This is a genomic window from Phenylobacterium sp. LjRoot97 (assembly GCF_964254345.1).
Classification (GTDB): Bacteria; Pseudomonadota; Alphaproteobacteria; order Caulobacterales; family Caulobacteraceae; genus Phenylobacterium.
This window is the reverse complement of sequence record NZ_CAXUTH020000001.1, coordinates 3,804,640-3,820,631: the sequence shown is the minus strand read 5'-3', so window position 1 is coordinate 3,820,631 and position 15,992 is coordinate 3,804,640. Positions and strand designations below refer to the sequence as shown.

Here is a 15,992-nt window from a genome sequence, read left to right as displayed (position 1 = left end):
GGTGATCGCCACCGCCTCGGGCCCGCTCAAGTTCCGCAAGGACTAGGTCAGACGGCCCGGCCCGCGATGCCGACGAACAGGGCGAGGCCGGCGAGAGTCATCACCAGCGAGATGAACAGCGTCGGGCGTCCCAGGCGGAACTCTTCGGTGCGCCGCAGGTCCTTGAGCGTAGTCCAGTAGCTGATCACGCCGAGCAGCATCGACAGCGTGCCGACGCCGGCCAGGAAAAGTCCGACCTGCTGGGGGCTGTTGGGCCGCGCCAGTTGCTCGTTCTGCGCGGCGGTCTCCAGGAACTTGTAGATCGTGAAGCCGAAGCTCAGCATCGACAGCGAGGTGCGGACCCAGGCCATCAGCGTGCGGTCCGCGGCCATGATCGTCCGCATGGTGCCCAGGTCGCTGGGCAGGCCCAAATTGCCCTTCGGTCGCGAGGCGGTCATGGCGGGGCTCCCGTCGTGGTCGAGGCAAGGAACCATGCGCGCGTCGCCGCGGGGATCGGGCGTTTACCGGAGGAGGGCGGCGGCGATCGCTCGCCCGAGGCGCCTTGCGTGTCGGCCTTCCATGCTTAAGGTTCGCGGCTTGTTTTGGGGGGAGTAACCGATGGTTCGGTTTGCGGCCGCGGCGGCGGCGCTGGTGCTTGCGGCGTACGGATCGACGGCCCAGGCGGGCCTCTATGGCGACGATCTCTCCAAGTGCCTGGTCAAGGCCTCAAGCCCCCAGGACCGCAACGACATGGTCCTCTGGATCTACGGGGCCATGTCCCTGCACCCGGAGGTGAAGCCCTATTCCAAGCTCACTACAGTGCAGCATGACGCGGTCACCAAGAAGGCGGCCGCCCTGACACAGCGCCTGCTGACCGTCGATTGTCGCAAGGAGACGATCGATGCGCTGCGTTACGAGGGCCCGGCGACCATGCAGGCGGCGTTCGGCGTGCTCGGTCAGGTGGCCATGGCCGATCTGATGAGCGACCAGCAGGTTGCGCAGGGCATGTCCAATATGGGGACCTACCTGGACACCGAGAAGCTGGAGGCGCTCGGCGCGGAAGCCGGCGGCATGGCCGGGGTCCAGCGGAAGTAGTCAGCCCATCTCGCCGAACACCTCGCGTGCGGCCTGGACGAAGGCGCTGGGCCGCGCAGCTTCGCCGGCGTAGCAGAGCCCGATGACCCGCCGTGGGGTGAAGCCCTCCAGACCGACCCGGGCCACGCCCGGATCACGATAGCTGTCAGGCATGACGGTGATCCCAAGGTCGGCGCGGACCAGGGCCAGCACTTTCTCGTCGCTGGCCCCGCGATAGCTGAAGAACGGCCGCACGCCGCGGTCGGTGAAATAGCGGCTGGTCTGGGCCAGCACCTCGCAGTGGCGGCGGACCATCATCACCTCGTCAGCCAGCGCTTCGCCGTCGACCATGTCTGCGCCGGCGAGCCGATGCCCGGCCGGCAGAGCCAGGCCATAGCCTTCCTCATGCAGGCGCTCGCTGGCGAAACGATCCGTGGACGGATTGATCGCCGTCAGCGCGGCTTCGACCCGGCCGCGGTCCAGCAAGCTGAGCACCTCCCGCTCAGAACCTTCGAGCAGTTCGATGCGCTCGGCGCCGCGGGGCCGGCGGGCCAGGATCTCCTCGATCAGGGCGGCTGGGATGGTCGACAGCACCGCCACCCGCAGAAGCTGGGCGGGCGCGGCGCCCGACACCGCCGCCTGGGCCAGGTTGAACTCGTGCTCGATGCGGCGCGCGTGGACCAGGAAGCGGCTGCCGGCTTCGGTCAGGTGCACCCGGCGATTGGTGCGGTCGAACAGTCGCGCCTGAAGCTGGCCTTCCAGCTTGGCGATGCCGGCCGAGAGCGTGGGCTGGGCGACGTTCTCGCGCGCCGCGGCGCGGCTGAAGTTCCCGGTCTCGACGACGGCCAGGAAGTAGCGCAGCAGGTAGCGGTCCATGATAGATGAGATCTATCATATGCATCATGATCGTTCAATTTTGTGGATTGTTCAGCCGGCGCTAGTTTTGCGAGGTTAGCCCCAGACCCGCCCCGCAGAAGGCACGCAGAATGTCCGGTCCAAACTTCCAGTTCGGCCTCGGCGAGAACGCCGACGCGATCCGCGAGACCACCGCCCGCTTCGCCGCCGACAAGATCGCGCCGATCGCCGCGCAGGTGGACGCCACCAACACCTTCCCGCGCGAACTCTGGCCGCAGATGGGCGAGCTCGGCCTGCACGGGATCACCGTCGAGGAGGAGTTCGGCGGTCTCGGCCTCGGCTATCTGGAGCACGTGGTGGCGATGGAGGAGGTGTCCCGCGCCTCGGCCTCGGTCGGCCTCTCCTACGGCGCCCACTCCAACCTCTGCGTCAATCAGATCCGCCGCTGGGGTTCGGTCGAACAGAAGCGCAAATACCTGCCGGGCCTGATCAGCGGCGAGCATGTCGGTTCGCTGGCCATGAGCGAGGTCGGCTCCGGTTCCGACGTGATTTCCATGCGCACCCACGCGGCGCATCGCGGTGACCGCTACGTGCTGAACGGCACGAAATTCTGGATCACCAACGCTCCGCACGCCGACACGCTGGTCGTCTACGCCAAGACCTCGCCGGACGAGGGCAGCCGCGGCGTCACCGCCTTCCTCGTCGAGAAGGGCATGAAGGGGTTCAGCGTCTCGCCCAAGCTCGACAAGATGGGCATGCGCGGCTCCGACACCGCCGAGCTGGTGTTCGAGGACTGCGAAATCCCCGAGGAGAATGTGCTCGGCCCGCTGAATGGCGGCGCCGGCGTTCTGATGAGCGGCCTCGACTACGAGCGCGCCGTGCTCGCCGCCGGGCCGCTGGGCATCATGCAGGCCTGTCTCGACGTGGTTCTGCCCTACGTCCGCGAGCGCAAGCAGTTCGGCAAGCCGATCGGTTCGTTCCAGCTGATGCAGGGCAAGATCGCCGACATGTACGTCGCGCTGAATTCGGCCCGCACCTACGTCTACGCGGTGGCCAAGGCCTGCGACGCCGGGCTCACCACCCGCTTCGACGCGGCCGGCGCGATCCTGCTGGCCTCCGAGAACGCCGTGAAGGTCAGCCTGGAGGCCGTCCAGGCCCTCGGCGGCGCCGGCTACACCAAGGAGTTTCCGGTCGAGCGGCTGGTCCGCGACGCCAAGCTCTACGACATCGGCGCGGGCACCAACGAGATCCGCCGCTTCCTCATCGGCCGGGAGCTGCTGGGCGCATGACCAAACTCGCCACTTCGATCGACAAGGCCTCCGCGGCCTTCCAGGCCAACGACACGCATAATCGCGCCTTGGCCGCCGAGCTCGCCGAGCGCACGGCCCATGCCGCCCTCGGCGGTCCGGAGCCGTCGCGCCAGCGCCACGCCTCGCGCGGCAAGCTGCTGCCGCGCCAGCGGGTCGAGCGGCTGCTCGATCCCGGCGCGCCGTTCCTGGAGGTCGGCGGGCTCGCCGCCCACGGCCTCTACAAGGACGAGGCCCCCGGCGCCGGCATCATCACCGGCATCGGCCGCGTCTCCGGCCGCGAGGTGATGATCGTCGCCAACGACGCGACGGTGAAGGGCGGGGCCTACTTCCCGACCACGGTGAAGAAGCATCTGCGGGCGCAGGAGATCGCCATGCAGAACCGCCTGCCGTGCGTCTACTTGGTGGACTCCGGCGGCGCGAACCTGCCGCACCAGGCCGAGGTCTTCCCCGACCGTGAGCACTTCGGCCGCATCTTCTTCAACCAGGCCCGGATGAGCGGCGAGGGCATCCCCCAGATCGCCTGCGTCATGGGCTCGTGCACCGCCGGCGGCGCCTACGTCCCGGCCATGTCCGACGAGACGGTGATCGTCCGTGGCCAGGGCACCATCTTCCTCGGCGGCCCGCCGCTGGTGAAGGCCGCCACCGGCGAAGTGATCACCGCCGAGGAGCTCGGCGGCGCCGACACCCACGGCCGTCGCTCGGGCGTCGTCGACTATGTGGCCGAGGACGACGAGCACGCCCTGACCATCGTCCGCTCCATCGTCGCCAACCTGAACACCCGCAAGGTCGTCGATCAGGACCTGCGCGAGCCGCGCCCGCCGGCGTACGACCCGGCCGAGCTTTACGGCATCGTGCCCACCGACGTGCGCGCGCCCTACGACGTGCGCGAGGTCATCGCCCGCATCGTCGACGGCTCGGACTTCGACGAGTTCAAGGCCCTCTACGGCACGACCCTGGTCTGCGGCTTCGCCCGCATCTGGGGCCAGCCGGTGGCGATCCTCGCCAACAACGGCGTGCTGTTCTCGGAAAGCGCGCTGAAGGGCGCGCACTTCATCGAGCTGGCCTGCAAGCGCAAGGTCCCGCTGGTCTTCCTGCAGAACATCTCCGGCTTCATGGTCGGCGGGAAGTACGAGGCTGGCGGCATCGCCAAGGACGGCGCCAAGCTGGTCACCGCCGTCGCCAGCGCCGAGGTGCCGAAGTTCACCGTGCTGATCGGCGGCTCGTTCGGGGCCGGCAACTACGGCATGTGCGGCCGGGCCTATAGCCCGCGCTTCCTGTGGACCTGGCCCAACAGCCGCATCTCGGTGATGGGGGGCGAGCAGGCCGCCAGCGTGCTGGCCACCGTCCACCGCGACTCAGGCAAGTGGTCGCCGGCCGAGGAGGAGGCCTTCAAGGCCCCGATCCGCGAGCGCTACGAGCACGAGGGCTCGCCCTATTTCGCCACCGCCCGGCTCTGGGACGACGGCATCATCGACCCGGTTCAGACCCGCGACGTGCTGGGCCTTTCCATTTCCGCAGCCCTCAACGCGCCGATCCCGGAAACCCGGTTCGGCGTCTTCCGGATGTGACCATGATCAGCAGCATTCTGGTCGCCAATCGCGGCGAAATCGCCTGCCGCGTCTTCCGCACCGCCCAGGCCATGGGCCTCTCAACCGTCGCGGTCTATTCCGAGGCCGACGCCGACGCCCCGCACGTGCGCATGGCCGACCAGGCCGTGCTGATCGGCCCCGCCGCGGCGCGCGAGAGCTACCTCGTCGGCGAGAAGATCATCGACGCGGCGCTGGCGACGGGCGCCGACGCCATCCATCCGGGCTACGGCTTCCTCTCCGAGAACGCCAAGTTCGCCGAGGCGGTGGTCGCCGCCGGCCTGATCTGGATCGGTCCGCCGCCCGCCGCGATCCGCGCCATGGGCCTGAAGGACGCCGCCAAGTCGCTGATGGCGGGCGCCGGCGTGCCGGTGACGCCCGGCTATCTCGGCGAAGACCAGAGCCCCGCGCGGCTGCAGGCCGAGGCCGACAAGATCGGCTACCCCGTGCTGATCAAGGCCGTCGCCGGCGGCGGCGGCAAGGGCATGCGCAAGGTCGACGACGCGGCCGCCTTCGCCGCCGCCCTGACCTCCTGCCAACGCGAGGCCGCCGCCTCGTTCGGCGACGACCGGGTGCTGCTGGAGACCTATGTCACCCGCCCGCGCCACATCGAGGTGCAGGTGTTCGGCGACGCCCAGGGCCAGGTCGTCCACCTCTATGAGCGCGACTGCTCGCTGCAGCGCCGCCACCAGAAGGTCATCGAGGAAGCCCCGGCCCCCGGCATGAGCGAGGCCGCGCGCGCCGCCGTCACGGGGGCCGCCGTCCGCGCCGCCCAGGCCGTCGGCTATGTCGGCGCCGGCACCGTCGAGTTCATCGCCGACGCCAGCGAGGGCCTGAAGCCCGACCGCATCTGGTTCATGGAAATGAACACCCGCCTGCAGGTCGAGCACCCGGTCACCGAGGCGGTCACCGGCGTCGACCTGGTCGAGTGGCAGATCCGCGTCGCCGCGGGCGAGCCGCTGCCGCTGGCCCAGGAAGACATCGTCCTCTCCGGCCACGCCATGGAGGCGCGCCTCTACGCCGAGAACCCGGCCGGCGGCTTCCTGCCCTCGATCGGTCCGCTCGAGCACTTCAAGCTGCCCGAGGACCTGGTCCGCGTGGACACCGGCGTGGAGGAGGGCGGCGAGGTCTCGCCCTTCTACGACCCGATGATCGCCAAGCTGATCGCCCACGCCGCCACCCGCGAGGGCGCCAGCGACCTGTTGGCGGAGGCCTGCAGCGAGGTCGAGGTCTGGCCGGTCAAGTCCAACGCCGGCTTCCTGGCCCGCTGCCTCGACCACCCCGACTTCATCGCCGGCGACGTCGACACCGGCTTCATCGAGGCGCGGATCGAGGCCCTGGCCGCCCAGCCGGCGCCGTCCGAGCACGCGCTCGCCTCGGCGGCCATGGCCGTCACCCTCGACGAGGAAGACGCCCCCGCCGATCCGTGGGACGGCCTGACCGGGTTCCGGCTCAACGCCCCGCCGGCCGCCGCCATGCGGCTCTATCTCGGCGACCAGGGCTTCGATGCGCCGCTCTCCAGCGACGACCTGCCGGGCGACGTGCTGCTCACCGACGACGGCGAGGTGGTGGTCTTCGACGCGGGCGAGACCTTCGTCCTCACCCTGCGCCCGCCGGTCAAGGACGCGGCGCACGGCGGCGGCGGCGACGGGGCGATCGCCTCGCCGATGCCGGGCAAGGTGGTGGCCGTCGCGGTGTCGGTCGGCGACAAGGTGGTGCGCGGCCAGACCCTGCTGACCCTAGAGGCCATGAAGATGGAGCACGCCCTCAGCGCGCCCTTCGACGGGCAGGTCGAATCCCTGTCGGTTTCTGTGGGCGACCAGGTCAGCGAGGGGGTGACATTGGCCAGGCTCGTCACCACCTAGGAACCTACACTTTGGCGTGCGAGGAGAGGCGGCCATGAACGAGGTCGCTTCCGCCGATGAGTACGTGCTCTGCATGCTGGAGGCCGCGGGCCTGCCGCGCGGCTGCGCCCCGGTCGAGATCGTCGGCCACGGCCAGTCGGGCGACCTGATCGCCACGGTCGGCCCCTGCGTCGTCAAGTTCGCCCCCGGCGATCATCCCGGCAGCGCCGAAGCCCTGGCCCGCGAGGGCGAGGTCGTGCGCTGGCTGGCCGGCCGCGTGCGCGTCGCCGCCACCCTGTGGAGCGGCCCCTTCGAGGGCGGCTTCTGCCTGGTCAGCGAGCGGCTGCACGGCCAGGCGGTCTCGCACGTCGCGCCGCACGACGCCGCCGACGCCCTGGCCGCCACCGCCGACCTTCTCGCCCGGCTGCACGGCCTCGATCCGGCCGGCTGCCCGTTCGACATGAGCCTGCCCGCCAAGTTCGCCCTCGCCGAGCGCCGCGTCGCCGCCCGCCTGGTCGACGAGGAGGACTTCGACGCCGAGCGGCTCGGCTGGACCGCGCCCCAGGCGCTCGACCACGCCCGCGCGACCCGCCCAGCCAGCGAGCGCCTGGTCCTCACCCACGGCGACGCCAGCCTGCCCAACTTCATCTGGAGCCCCGGCCGCCCGGTCGGCATGGTCGACCTCGGCCGCTTCGGCCTGGCCGACCGCTACCAGGACCTCGCCCTCTTCCTGCGCTCGGCGAAGTTCAACCACCCCCGCCTCGACGCCGCCGCCATCCTGCGCGAGCGCTACCCGCTCAGCGCCGTCGACGAAGCCGCCTGCGCCTTCTACCGGCTGATGGACGAGTTCTTCTGAGCGAGAGAGCCGCTAGGGCGACCCGCTTTGCAGAGGTCGGCGGTTAAGTCATGGATCAGCGGGGCTCCGCCCGACGCGAGGCTATAGCGTAGACGAATTGTAGCGCCAGCCTGCAGAAGCTTTTGGTTCGTGGGGTGGGCGCACATCGTACCGACCACGTCGGATCTGATGTACTCAGCGACCGCATCGCGCGACAGGTCGGCGATGTTGATGAGATAGTCGAAGACTATTGTTCGGGCCTCACGTGAAACGTTGGTCAACGTGGTGACGTCATCGAGCTTCACCGGCAACTCGGGCTTAACCTGCGCAACGGCGGTGTCCAGAATAGCTTCAACCGTCTGCGGGTTGCCGGCGCCTTCGAGCGCGTCATCACCCCAGAGGAATGGGAGGCTCGTGTAGAGCAGCGCGCCGATGACCGCCGTCAGCGCTACGATCTCCAGCGATTTGCGCGGCTTTGAGGCGGTTTCCTGACGTCCGGATCTAGCGTCGCGGTAGAGCTGGCGCACGAGGTAGACGACCCCGCCATAGAAGAGCACCAAGAACGCCACCCCATAGGCGGCGAGCGCCGGACCATTGTCAGTGGCCTGTCTTATGGCGCGACTAATCAGCCCGTCGCCCGTGGGGTCGTCCAGCGTCCCATGGCTTGCGAACAGAAACTGGGCGGCGGCTTGCCAGATCAACATCGCCACGACCCAACGCCAGTAGCTCCAACGCCGATAGCGCAGGATGCCGAAAATCGCGGGTACGTACACCAACAGCCACATGGATCAGCTCCGAACAGCGCTTCCCTGATGTTCTTATTTTGTTCTGGCCAAGTTTGCAATCTCAGATTACATTGTTCTCTCGGCGCGCATAGCGGCATAGGCAGCAAAGGACGGTGTGGATGGATCCTAGGTCGAGGTTGCTCACGATAGTCAGCGAGGCCGGCGACCGGGTGAGGCGGGCGCAGAAGGATGGCCAAGCCGCGATAGCAGCGGTGCGCAACGATGCCGCCAAGCTGGGTCGACAAGTCTCTGCCGAGGCGGTTCGGACGGCGGTGCGGCTGGCTCAGGATCCGCGGCTTCCGCCGAACCTGCGTACGCCTTTGCTTGTTGCGGCTGCGGTTGCGGCATCCAAACCCGGCACGCGGGCGCCTGCGAAATCTGCTCCGCCGCGTCAATCGACGAAGCCTGCGTCACGCCCAGCCGCCCCGCGAAGCTCGGACGCTCGCGGTGCATTGGTCGAGGCGGCGATGCAGGCAGACACCTTTGTTCGGGGCGCCGCCGACGTGCTCGCCTTCCGCAAGTCGGATGAGATCGCTGCCGGGTTGAACGCCGCGGGGGCGACGGCCATCAGCCTGATAACGCCGACGACGAAAGACGATCGATCCTTCAGAGAGAACTTCGCGGCGGAACTGGCCGCGGAGCAAGGACGCGATGCCTTCGACAAGGCAAATCGATCGACCGCCCGGTCCACAGGACAAATCGCGGGCGCGGGGCTTGGGCTCGCGGCGGGCAACATGGGAAGCGGCGCGGCGATCGTTCGCGCCATACCGAACGGAGCGCGCATCGTGAGAAATGCGCAGCCTGTGCAACGCCTCGGCCTGGACATGCGTGGCGTTACGCGACTGTCGGCGGTCGGCGGGGCTACTGTGGGCGGCGGAGGGCAACTCGCTGCTGACGTCGCTCAAGGCGAGCTAAGCAGCGCACGCGACTACGGGGCCGCAGTGTTGGCCGGGGGTGTTAGCGGCGTTGCGGGGCGCTTTGGCGGCGTGAAGGCTGCGGCGAGCGCCGCCGGCGCCGTTACCCCGCTTGCCCAATCGCTGGCCTCAGGAGAGGCGACTAGTGCTGCGGACCTGATCGACGACGCGACACATGGCGCATTGGCCGGCTTTGTCGCCGGACGGGCAGCGGGCGGACTCGGCACGTACGGCTCAAGCGCGTTGTCGCCGAAGTTGAAGGGGCGGCTTGGCGAGGGCCTATCCTACGTGAAGTCGGTCGCTCGCGATGGACGAGCGCCGAAGACACAAGTCGAGCGAGAATTCGGCGGCCGCAAGACGATTGCGGATCAGGCGTTGCAGGACGGACTGCTCGAAGCAAAGTTTGGTCGCTGGGCGAAGCTTAGCGCAGGCCAGAAGGCGGCCCTCAGGGCGTTGGGACACAAGTACATCATCGACCACTTCCTGCCGCGCGATGTTGGTCGCATCGCTGGTGTTGGCGCTGCAGTAGGCGCCGCTGGACGGACCGCTGACGACCGCGGTCCACCGCAACGCTGAGAACGATCGCCCCTAGAACACCACCACGCTTCTGATGCTCTCGCCCGCGTGCATCAGGTCGAAGGCCTTGTTGATGTCTTCGAGCGGCGGCCGCGGGCGCCGCCGAAGGCCGAGCCCTTCCAGACGCGGCCGGTGACCAGCTGGAACGGGCGGGTGGAGATCTCCTTGCCGGCCTCGGCCACGCCGATGATTACGAAGCTACGGGATCGGGGCCGAAAACCGCGCGTAGGGCGCCTCGCCGTAGGCCATGAGCCGCACCGCTCCCTCGGTCTCGGACCACCCCTTGGCGAGTTCGGCTGCCACACCGGCCTCGCTCAGCAGCACAGCCCCGATCTCGTCGCACGGCGTCGTCGCGGCGCGGACGCAGACCACCGGCCCGGGCGGCAGCGGGTCCGAGCGCCACAGCTCCACCAGGCCTTCGGCAGCGCGCGGGTCTTCGGCCTTCAGCTTGCGCCAGGGTCCCTCGGCGAAGGCGGCGAGGTCGGCGGTTCCGGCTTGCAACGCGGCCAGCGCCGCCTCGTGGGTCCCGGCCTGGTCGACCTGTGTGAAGCTGCTCGGTCCGAGGCGGGTCTCGCGCAGCGCGGCTGCCTGGACGAGGGCGCCGGAGGTCGAGCCGGGCAGCACCTCGGCGTAGCGCAGGCGCGCCGCCTTGGCCGGCAGATCGGCCATCGAGGCGAGTCCAGCGTCCCGCCGCGCGACCAGCACGCCGCGATAGAGCCCGGCGGTCGCCTCCGGCACGTCCAGCACCGCGACGGCCTGCACGTTCGGCTCGGTCCGCGCGGCCAGATAGGAGGCGAGGTTGGTCATGGCGACGTCCACCTCGCCGGCGCGCAGCGCCTGGGCCAGGGCGTCGGGGTTCTCCAGCAGCACGATCTGCGTCTGGCGCCCCAGCGCCGCGCCCAGGCGCTCGGCCATCGGCGCCAACGCCACGGCGCGGTCGTACTTGGGATAGGCGTAGGTCGCCACTTTCAGCGGCGGCGGCGCGGCGGCCGCCAGTTGCGCGGCGATCAGGAAGGAGATCATGCCCGCCGCGCCATTGTCTCTAGAACACCACGACGCTTCTGATGCTCTCGCCCGCGTGCATCAGGTCGAAGGCCTTGTTGATGTCTTCGAGCGGCATGACGTGGGTGATCATCGGGTCGATCTGGATCTTCCCGTCCATGTACCAGTCGACGATCTTCGGCACGTCGGTGCGGCCGCGGGCGCCGCCGAAGGCCGAGCCCTTCCAGACGCGGCCGGTGACCAGCTGGAACGGGCGGGTGGAGATCTCCTTGCCGGCTTCGGCCACGCCGATGATCACGCTCTCGCCCCAGCCGCGATGGCAGGCTTCCAGCGCCTGGCGCATGACGTTGGTGTTGCCGGTGCAGTCGAAGGTGTAGTCCGCGCCGCCGTCGGTCAGGGCGACCAGGTGCTGCACGATGTCGGCGCCGCCGATGTCGTTCGGATTGACGAAGTGGGTCATGCCGAACTTGCGGCCCCAGGCCTCGCGCTCGGGGTTGATGTCGACGCCGACGATCATGTCGGCGCCCACCATCTTCAGGCCCTGGATGACGTTGAGGCCGATGCCGCCGAGGCCGAAGACGACGGCGTTCGAGCCGGGCTCGACGCCGGCCGTATTGACCACCGCGCCGACCCCGGTGGTGACGCCGCAGCCGATGTAGCAGGCCTTGTCGAACGGGGCGTCGGGCCGGATCTTGGCCAGCGCGATCTCCGGCAGCACGGTGTAGTTCGAGAAGGTCGAGCAGCCCATGTAGTGGGCGATGGCCTGGCCACGATAGGAGAAGCGGCTGGTGCCGTCCGGCATCTGGCCCTTGCCCTGGGTGCCGCGGATCGCGGTGCAGAGGTTGGTCTTGCGGCTCAGGCAGCTTTTGCACTGCCGGCATTCGGGCGTGTAAAGCGGGATCACGTGGTCGCCGGGCTTCAGGCTGGTGACGCCGGGGCCGACCTCGACCACCACGCCCGCGCCCTCGTGGCCGAGGATCGAGGGGAAGATGCCCTCAGAGTCCAGCCCGTCGAGGGTGTAGGCGTCGGTGTGACAGATGCCGGTGGCCTTGATCTCGACCAGCACTTCGAACGCCTTGGGACCTTCCAGGTCGACCTCGACGATTTCCAGCGGCTTCTTGGCTTCGAAGGCGACGGCGGCGCGGGTCTTCATGGCGTCCTCATGGGCGGCGTAGGGGGCTGCGGGTGTTCGCCCCCCACTACGACGCGGCTTCCCGAAGGGAAAGCCACGATCAGCGTGAACTGCGCCGTGCGTCCACCGGCCAGGTTTCGAAGGATCCGTCCTCGTCCACCACGAGCAGCGCGTCATAGAGGTTGATGGTCGGGTCGATATGGCCCGGCTGCAGCCAGACCACGTCGCCGACCTTGGGCGCGTCGGCCGGCCAGGCGATCGACGCGTCCTCGTCGGCGGCGGCGACGCCGCCGGCGAAGTCGGCCCCGGCCGCCTTGACCACGCCCATCATCGCCGGATGGAACAGGGCCGCGTGCTCGTCGCCCATCGGCCGCCAGCGCGTCCCCTGCGGCGCGCCGGCCGCCACGCGGGCCGGCGGGCCGTCGACCGAGTGCGCCTTCAGCCCGCTGTCGCAGACCACGTGGGTCTTGTGGCGGGCCGAGACCACGCTGGTGGCGATGAACAGCGCCTGGGCGAACGGCCAGGCCTGGCCGTCGATGGCGCCGCAGTCCTCGTACTCGACGTCCATGAACACGTAGGAGCCGGCCTGGATCTCGTTGAACACGCCGCTGGCCAGGTCCTCGACATAGGTGCCGGTGCCGCCGCCGGTGACCAGCTCCGGCTTCAGCCCGGCCTGCGTCAGCTCGCCGACCAGGGCCCCCAGCCGCTGGCGGGTCACCTGGCAGGCGGCGCGCCGCGCCTCCAGGTCGGCCAGGTGCTGCAGGTGGCCGAGATAGGCCTGGATGCCGCGATAGGCGAGGCCCGGCGTCCCGGCGGCCAGCCGCGCCAGGGCCTCGACCTGCTCGGGCGGCACGCCGGTGCGATGGGTGCCCAGGTCGATGTCGACCACCAGGCCGACCGTGGTCCCGGCGGCCAGGGCCGCCGCGCCCAGCCGCGCGATTTGCTCGGCGTCGTCGGCGACCACCGCGATGTTCACGCCCGAGGCGGCGATGGCGGCGATCTTCTCCGCCCCCCACGGCGCCGGCGGCGAGGTGATCAGCAGGTCGCCCACGCCCGCGGCGGCGTAGGCCTGCGCCTCGCCGACCGTCTGGCAGCACAGCCCGACCGCGCCCAGCTCGACCTGCCGGCGTCCCAGCGTCGTGCACTTGTGCATCTTGCCATGGGCCCGCAGGCCGACGCCCGCGGCGCTGCACGCGGCCTGCATGGTCGCCAGGTTCGCCTCCAGCGCCGCTCGCCGCACGACCAGGGCCGGCGTCACGGGAGGTTGGAACGAGAGCAGGGGGCCCAGGGTGTCGGTCACGGTTTCCTCGCCGGCGAATGGACGATGAGCTGGACTTCTACGAGCCCGGTCTCACCGAGGAGCCCGGTCGTACCAACCGCGGTCCAGGCTGGATAGGGCGGCTTGAAGTATTCGCCCACCACCTCCTCGAAGGCGGCGAACTGCTGGTCCTTGGTTCCGGCGAAGTTGGGCCCGTCCCAGACGTGGAACGAGTTGATCATCGCCACGTCGGCGAAGCTGACGCCCGATGCGGTCAGGGTCTTCTTCAACTGCTCGAATCCCCGCCGGGCCTGCAGCTTGAAGGCCGCCGCGTCATTGCCTTCGCCCGGCGCGCGGAACACCACCACGCCGGAGACATAGAGCGTGTCGCCGGCCCGCCGCGCGGCGGCGTAGCGCCACTCGTCGTGCGCCTTCTTGGCGCCGGCGTTCGGCAGGATCACTTCGCCGCCGGGCGAGGGCAGGCGGATCGGATAGTCCTGGGCCGACGCCGAACCGGCGGCCAGCAGCAGGAAGGCGAAGATCAGGGCGCGCATGCGGGGCTCTCGTCTGGACAGCTGAGCTTCCGACGAGAACCCCGATTGCGCCAGTGGCGAAGCGCCGGTCGACCAAGGCCAATCCCTGGGCGACCAGGCGGCCTATTTCTTCGGCTTGGCGGCCTGCACCTCGATCTCGACCATCATGCCCGGCGCCACCAGGGCGGCGACCTGGCTGGTGATCCGGGCGGTCTTGTTCGGCTGGGCGTCGGTTCCGTAGAACTGCTTGTAGCCTTCCATCATGCCGGCGAAGTCCATCGCCCCGCCCTTGGCCGGGTCGCCGACCAGCAGCACCCGCATCATGAACACGTCGCCATGGGTCAGGCCCTCGGCCTTCAGGATGTCCTCGATCCGCTTCAGCACCCCGATGGTCTGGGTCTTGGTGTCGCCGAACTGCGGCGGCGTGCCGGCCGGCGCCCCGGCGTTGAGGGCCGGCGGGGTGATGCCGCTGACGTACATGATGTCGGTCCCGGCCGGCACGACCGCCGCCTGCAGGATCGGCGAGGTCGCCGCGCCGATCCGCTTGACCTGGGCCGCGGCGGGCGTGGCGGCGACCAGCACCAGCAGGGCGGCCGGCAGGATGAACTTTCGCATGAACTTCGGTTTCCTATGACTGAACTTGGCTATTGGGCAGGCGAAGGCGGCGGCGATCAAGCCGCCGCGCGGGTCTCCACCAGGGCGCGCTCCTTCACCTGGCCGTTGAGCGCCACGATCGTGCGTTGCGCGGAGAACACCGCGCCTTCCTGCCAACCGGGCGTCTGGCTGAGGTGGGCGCCTGCAAAGTGCACACGCCCGTGCGGCTGGTTCAGCAGCCGGTACTCGGCCGAATCGAAGTGGCCTTCCTGCATGCCGCCGCGTTCGCCCCAGCGCGGCCAGGGTCCCATGTTGAAGGGGATCTTGCTCCAGTTGACGACGACGGGGTTGGTCAGTTGCGCCTCGTGGCCGGGGTGCAGCTTGCCGACCACGCTGCGGGCCATGGCGATCTGCTCGGCCAGCGGTCGCTTGGCGAAGCCTTCCGCGCGCCCGCCCGAGCCGTAGCAGGCCAGCAGCATGCCGCGCTCGGTATGCAGGCCGTTGGATGGGTACCAGATCAGGCTGGTCTCGCCGCCGACGAACGAGATGCCGCCGTAGATCTGCTCCTTCTCCCAGAAGCGCGGCGCATCGAAGCCGATCTTGTTGGAGAAGTCGTTGGGCACCGAGGCGATCGCCGCCTTCACGTCCTTGTCGAAGTTGTTGTCGATCTTGGCCAGCAGGGCCAGCGGCAGGGTGATGATCGTGTAGTCGCCCTCGATCGCCTGGCTCTTGCCGCTGACGCAGTCGCGATAGGTGATCTTCACGCCCTTGCCGTCGGCGCGGATCTGCGTGACCTCGGCGTTCTTGATCACCGGGCTGCGGATCGCGCGCTCAAAGCCGGCGATGATCTGGTCCATTCCGCCGGTCGGCTGGAACATCGTCGCCTGCATGTTGATGTTGTCCTCGAACAGCGTCGCCCCGATCTGCGGGTGACCGATCAGGTCGCGGAACGCGGCCGGATCGCGGGCCTTGGCGAACTGGTCGGCGGCGCCTGGCGCCTGCAACAGGCCCGAACGCTCGGTGCCCTTGAAGGCCATGTCGTCGCCGAGGTCGCCATAGGCCTTGAGGAACGGCAGCAGCTTCTCCTTGTCCTCGAGGCTCAGGTCCTGGTCGAGCGCGCCCTTGTTCACCGCCTTGGCCAGCAGCTCGGAGATGTAGCCGCGGGTGTCGTTGACCCCTTGGCGCATCTGCAGCTTCTTGCCGCCGTCGGCCCACAGATAGGCGCTGCGACTGGAATTGATCTCCACCTCCAACGGCACGCCGAGCTTGCTGCAGTAGGACAGCAGACCCTGGTGATGGCTGGGGATCCGCGCCGGCCCCGCGTTCATGTAGAGCCCGTCGGAGAAGCGCACGGTCTGCGTCTCCTCGCCGGCCATCTCGACCTTCGAGCCGTTGCGCAAAGTCCAGTTGCGCCCGCCCAGGCGGTCGCGCGCCTCGAGCAGCGTCACCGTGTAGCCGGCGCGCTCCAGTTCATAGGCCGCCACCAGGCCGGCGACGCCGCCGCCCAGAATGACCACCCGCTTGCCGCGCCCGGCGTCGGCGGCCATCGCCGGCGTCGCCGCCGACGCCACCGCGCCCATCAAGCCCAAGGTCCGCATCGCCGAATAGGTCGCGCCGTATCCCCCGGTCGCGCCCAAACGGTGCAGAAACAAACGCCGACTGATCCCCATCTTTCGAGTTCCCCAGATCAACCACCAAGACGTTCATGACCCGCC

Annotated in this window: 15 protein-coding genes and 1 pseudogene; 6 read left to right on the top strand and 10 right to left on the bottom strand. The window is 69.3% G+C overall.

Going from position 1 to position 15,992, the window contains the following annotated elements; translation table 11 throughout:
* Window positions 1–47: 47 nt before the first annotated feature.
* Complete coding sequence (locus ACSQ2H_RS18920) at window positions 48–437, bottom strand: YidH family protein (protein ID WP_436062921.1); 390 nt, start codon at window positions 435–437, stop codon at window positions 48–50.
* A 160-nt stretch (window positions 438–597) separates the two neighbouring features.
* Here ACSQ2H_RS18920 and ACSQ2H_RS18915 point away from each other — a divergent pair, with 160 nt between their 5' ends.
* On the top strand, window positions 598–1,074 hold the full coding sequence (locus ACSQ2H_RS18915; protein WP_436062920.1) for a hypothetical protein: 477 nt from the start codon (window positions 598–600) through the stop codon (window positions 1,072–1,074).
* On the opposite strand, the gene ACSQ2H_RS18910 is transcribed toward ACSQ2H_RS18915, so the two are convergent.
* Window positions 1,075–1,929 (bottom strand): LysR family transcriptional regulator, encoded by an 855-nt coding sequence (locus ACSQ2H_RS18910; RefSeq protein ID WP_436062919.1) that lies wholly within the window; start codon window positions 1,927–1,929, stop codon window positions 1,075–1,077.
* 110 nt (window positions 1,930–2,039) lie between these two features.
* Between ACSQ2H_RS18910 and ACSQ2H_RS18905 the strand changes: the two genes are divergently transcribed.
* Genes ACSQ2H_RS18905 through ACSQ2H_RS18890 form a run of 4 tightly spaced genes read left to right on the top strand, consistent with a single transcriptional unit; the run spans window position 2,040 to window position 7,504 of the window.
* Window positions 2,040–3,197 carry an isovaleryl-CoA dehydrogenase gene (locus ACSQ2H_RS18905; RefSeq protein WP_436062918.1) on the top strand — a complete coding sequence of 386 codons (1,158 nt, stop codon included), beginning with the start codon at window positions 2,040–2,042 and terminating at the stop codon, window positions 3,195–3,197.
* Window positions 3,194–4,786: a carboxyl transferase domain-containing protein gene (locus ACSQ2H_RS18900; protein WP_436062917.1), complete on the top strand. Its 1,593-nt coding sequence runs from the start codon at window positions 3,194–3,196 to the stop codon at window positions 4,784–4,786. Before ACSQ2H_RS18905 ends, ACSQ2H_RS18900 begins: the two co-directional genes overlap by 4 nt.
* 2 nt (window positions 4,787–4,788) lie before the next feature.
* Window positions 4,789–6,669 (top strand): acetyl/propionyl/methylcrotonyl-CoA carboxylase subunit alpha, encoded by a 1,881-nt coding sequence (locus ACSQ2H_RS18895; RefSeq protein ID WP_436062916.1) that lies wholly within the window; start codon window positions 4,789–4,791, stop codon window positions 6,667–6,669.
* A gap of 34 nt (window positions 6,670–6,703) precedes the next feature.
* Window positions 6,704–7,504: an aminoglycoside 3'-phosphotransferase gene (locus tag ACSQ2H_RS18890; protein ID WP_436062915.1), complete on the top strand. Its 801-nt coding sequence runs from the start codon at window positions 6,704–6,706 to the stop codon at window positions 7,502–7,504.
* Here the strand turns inward: ACSQ2H_RS18890 and ACSQ2H_RS18885 are convergent.
* A complete protein-coding gene (locus ACSQ2H_RS18885; RefSeq protein WP_436062914.1) occupies window positions 7,477–8,268 on the bottom strand; it encodes a hypothetical protein in 792 nt (263 codons plus the stop codon). The genes ACSQ2H_RS18890 and ACSQ2H_RS18885 overlap by 28 nt on opposite strands.
* A 467-nt stretch (window positions 8,269–8,735) precedes the next feature.
* Here ACSQ2H_RS18885 and ACSQ2H_RS18880 point away from each other — a divergent pair, with 467 nt between their 5' ends.
* On the top strand, window positions 8,736–9,758 hold the full coding sequence (locus ACSQ2H_RS18880; protein ID WP_436062913.1) for a hypothetical protein: 1,023 nt from the start codon (window positions 8,736–8,738) through the stop codon (window positions 9,756–9,758).
* A 12-nt stretch (window positions 9,759–9,770) separates the two neighbouring features.
* Here the strand turns inward: ACSQ2H_RS18880 and ACSQ2H_RS18875 are convergent.
* The 7 genes and pseudogenes from ACSQ2H_RS18875 to ACSQ2H_RS18845 all read right to left on the bottom strand — a co-directional run.
* Window positions 9,771–9,952: pseudogene (locus ACSQ2H_RS18875) on the bottom strand (S-(hydroxymethyl)glutathione dehydrogenase); the annotation flags it as partial.
* A 4-nt stretch (window positions 9,953–9,956) separates the two neighbouring features.
* Entirely contained in the window at window positions 9,957–10,781 is an 825-nt protein-coding gene (locus tag ACSQ2H_RS18870; RefSeq protein WP_436062912.1) for a phosphate/phosphite/phosphonate ABC transporter substrate-binding protein, read from the bottom strand.
* Between the two features lie 19 nt (window positions 10,782–10,800).
* Window positions 10,801–11,913, bottom strand: a complete 1,113-nt coding sequence (locus ACSQ2H_RS18865; protein ID WP_436062911.1) for an S-(hydroxymethyl)glutathione dehydrogenase/class III alcohol dehydrogenase — start codon at window positions 11,911–11,913, stop codon at window positions 10,801–10,803.
* Window positions 11,914–11,992: 79 nt separating this feature from the next.
* Window positions 11,993–13,192: an alanine racemase gene (locus ACSQ2H_RS18860; protein WP_436062910.1), complete on the bottom strand. Its 1,200-nt coding sequence runs from the start codon at window positions 13,190–13,192 to the stop codon at window positions 11,993–11,995.
* Entirely contained in the window at window positions 13,189–13,704 is a 516-nt protein-coding gene (locus ACSQ2H_RS18855) for a Rid family hydrolase (protein WP_436062909.1), read from the bottom strand. Before ACSQ2H_RS18855 ends, ACSQ2H_RS18860 begins: the two co-directional genes overlap by 4 nt.
* Before the next feature lie 102 nt (window positions 13,705–13,806).
* Window positions 13,807–14,298 carry a RidA family protein gene (locus ACSQ2H_RS18850; RefSeq protein WP_436062908.1) on the bottom strand — a complete coding sequence of 164 codons (492 nt, stop codon included), beginning with the start codon at window positions 14,296–14,298 and terminating at the stop codon, window positions 13,807–13,809.
* 56 nt (window positions 14,299–14,354) lie between these two features.
* Entirely contained in the window at window positions 14,355–15,929 is a 1,575-nt protein-coding gene (locus tag ACSQ2H_RS18845) for a flavin monoamine oxidase family protein (RefSeq protein WP_436062907.1), read from the bottom strand.
* Window positions 15,930–15,992 lie beyond the last annotated feature (63 nt).

Excerpts from the sequence above, each read along its gene's own strand:
- ACSQ2H_RS18920 (WP_436062921.1), bottom strand. The coding sequence starts at position 437 with ATGACCGCCTCGCGACCGAAGGGCAATTTGGGCCTGCCCAGCGACCTG.
- ACSQ2H_RS18915 (WP_436062920.1), top strand. The coding sequence starts at position 598 with ATGGTTCGGTTTGCGGCCGCGGCGGCGGCGCTGGTGCTTGCGGCGTAC.
- ACSQ2H_RS18910 (WP_436062919.1), bottom strand. The coding sequence starts at position 1,929 with ATGGACCGCTACCTGCTGCGCTACTTCCTGGCCGTCGTCGAGACCGGG.
- ACSQ2H_RS18905 (WP_436062918.1), top strand. The coding sequence starts at position 2,040 with ATGTCCGGTCCAAACTTCCAGTTCGGCCTCGGCGAGAACGCCGACGCG.
- ACSQ2H_RS18900 (WP_436062917.1), top strand. The coding sequence starts at position 3,194 with ATGACCAAACTCGCCACTTCGATCGACAAGGCCTCCGCGGCCTTCCAG.
- ACSQ2H_RS18895 (WP_436062916.1), top strand. The coding sequence starts at position 4,789 with ATGATCAGCAGCATTCTGGTCGCCAATCGCGGCGAAATCGCCTGCCGC.
- ACSQ2H_RS18890 (WP_436062915.1), top strand. The coding sequence starts at position 6,704 with ATGAACGAGGTCGCTTCCGCCGATGAGTACGTGCTCTGCATGCTGGAG.
- ACSQ2H_RS18885 (WP_436062914.1), bottom strand. The coding sequence starts at position 8,268 with ATGTGGCTGTTGGTGTACGTACCCGCGATTTTCGGCATCCTGCGCTAT.
- ACSQ2H_RS18880 (WP_436062913.1), top strand. The coding sequence starts at position 8,736 with ATGCAGGCAGACACCTTTGTTCGGGGCGCCGCCGACGTGCTCGCCTTC.
- ACSQ2H_RS18870 (WP_436062912.1), bottom strand. The coding sequence starts at position 10,781 with ATGATCTCCTTCCTGATCGCCGCGCAACTGGCGGCCGCCGCGCCGCCG.
- ACSQ2H_RS18865 (WP_436062911.1), bottom strand. The coding sequence starts at position 11,913 with ATGAAGACCCGCGCCGCCGTCGCCTTCGAAGCCAAGAAGCCGCTGGAA.
- ACSQ2H_RS18855 (WP_436062909.1), bottom strand. The coding sequence starts at position 13,704 with ATGCGCGCCCTGATCTTCGCCTTCCTGCTGCTGGCCGCCGGTTCGGCG.
- ACSQ2H_RS18850 (WP_436062908.1), bottom strand. The coding sequence starts at position 14,298 with ATGCGAAAGTTCATCCTGCCGGCCGCCCTGCTGGTGCTGGTCGCCGCC.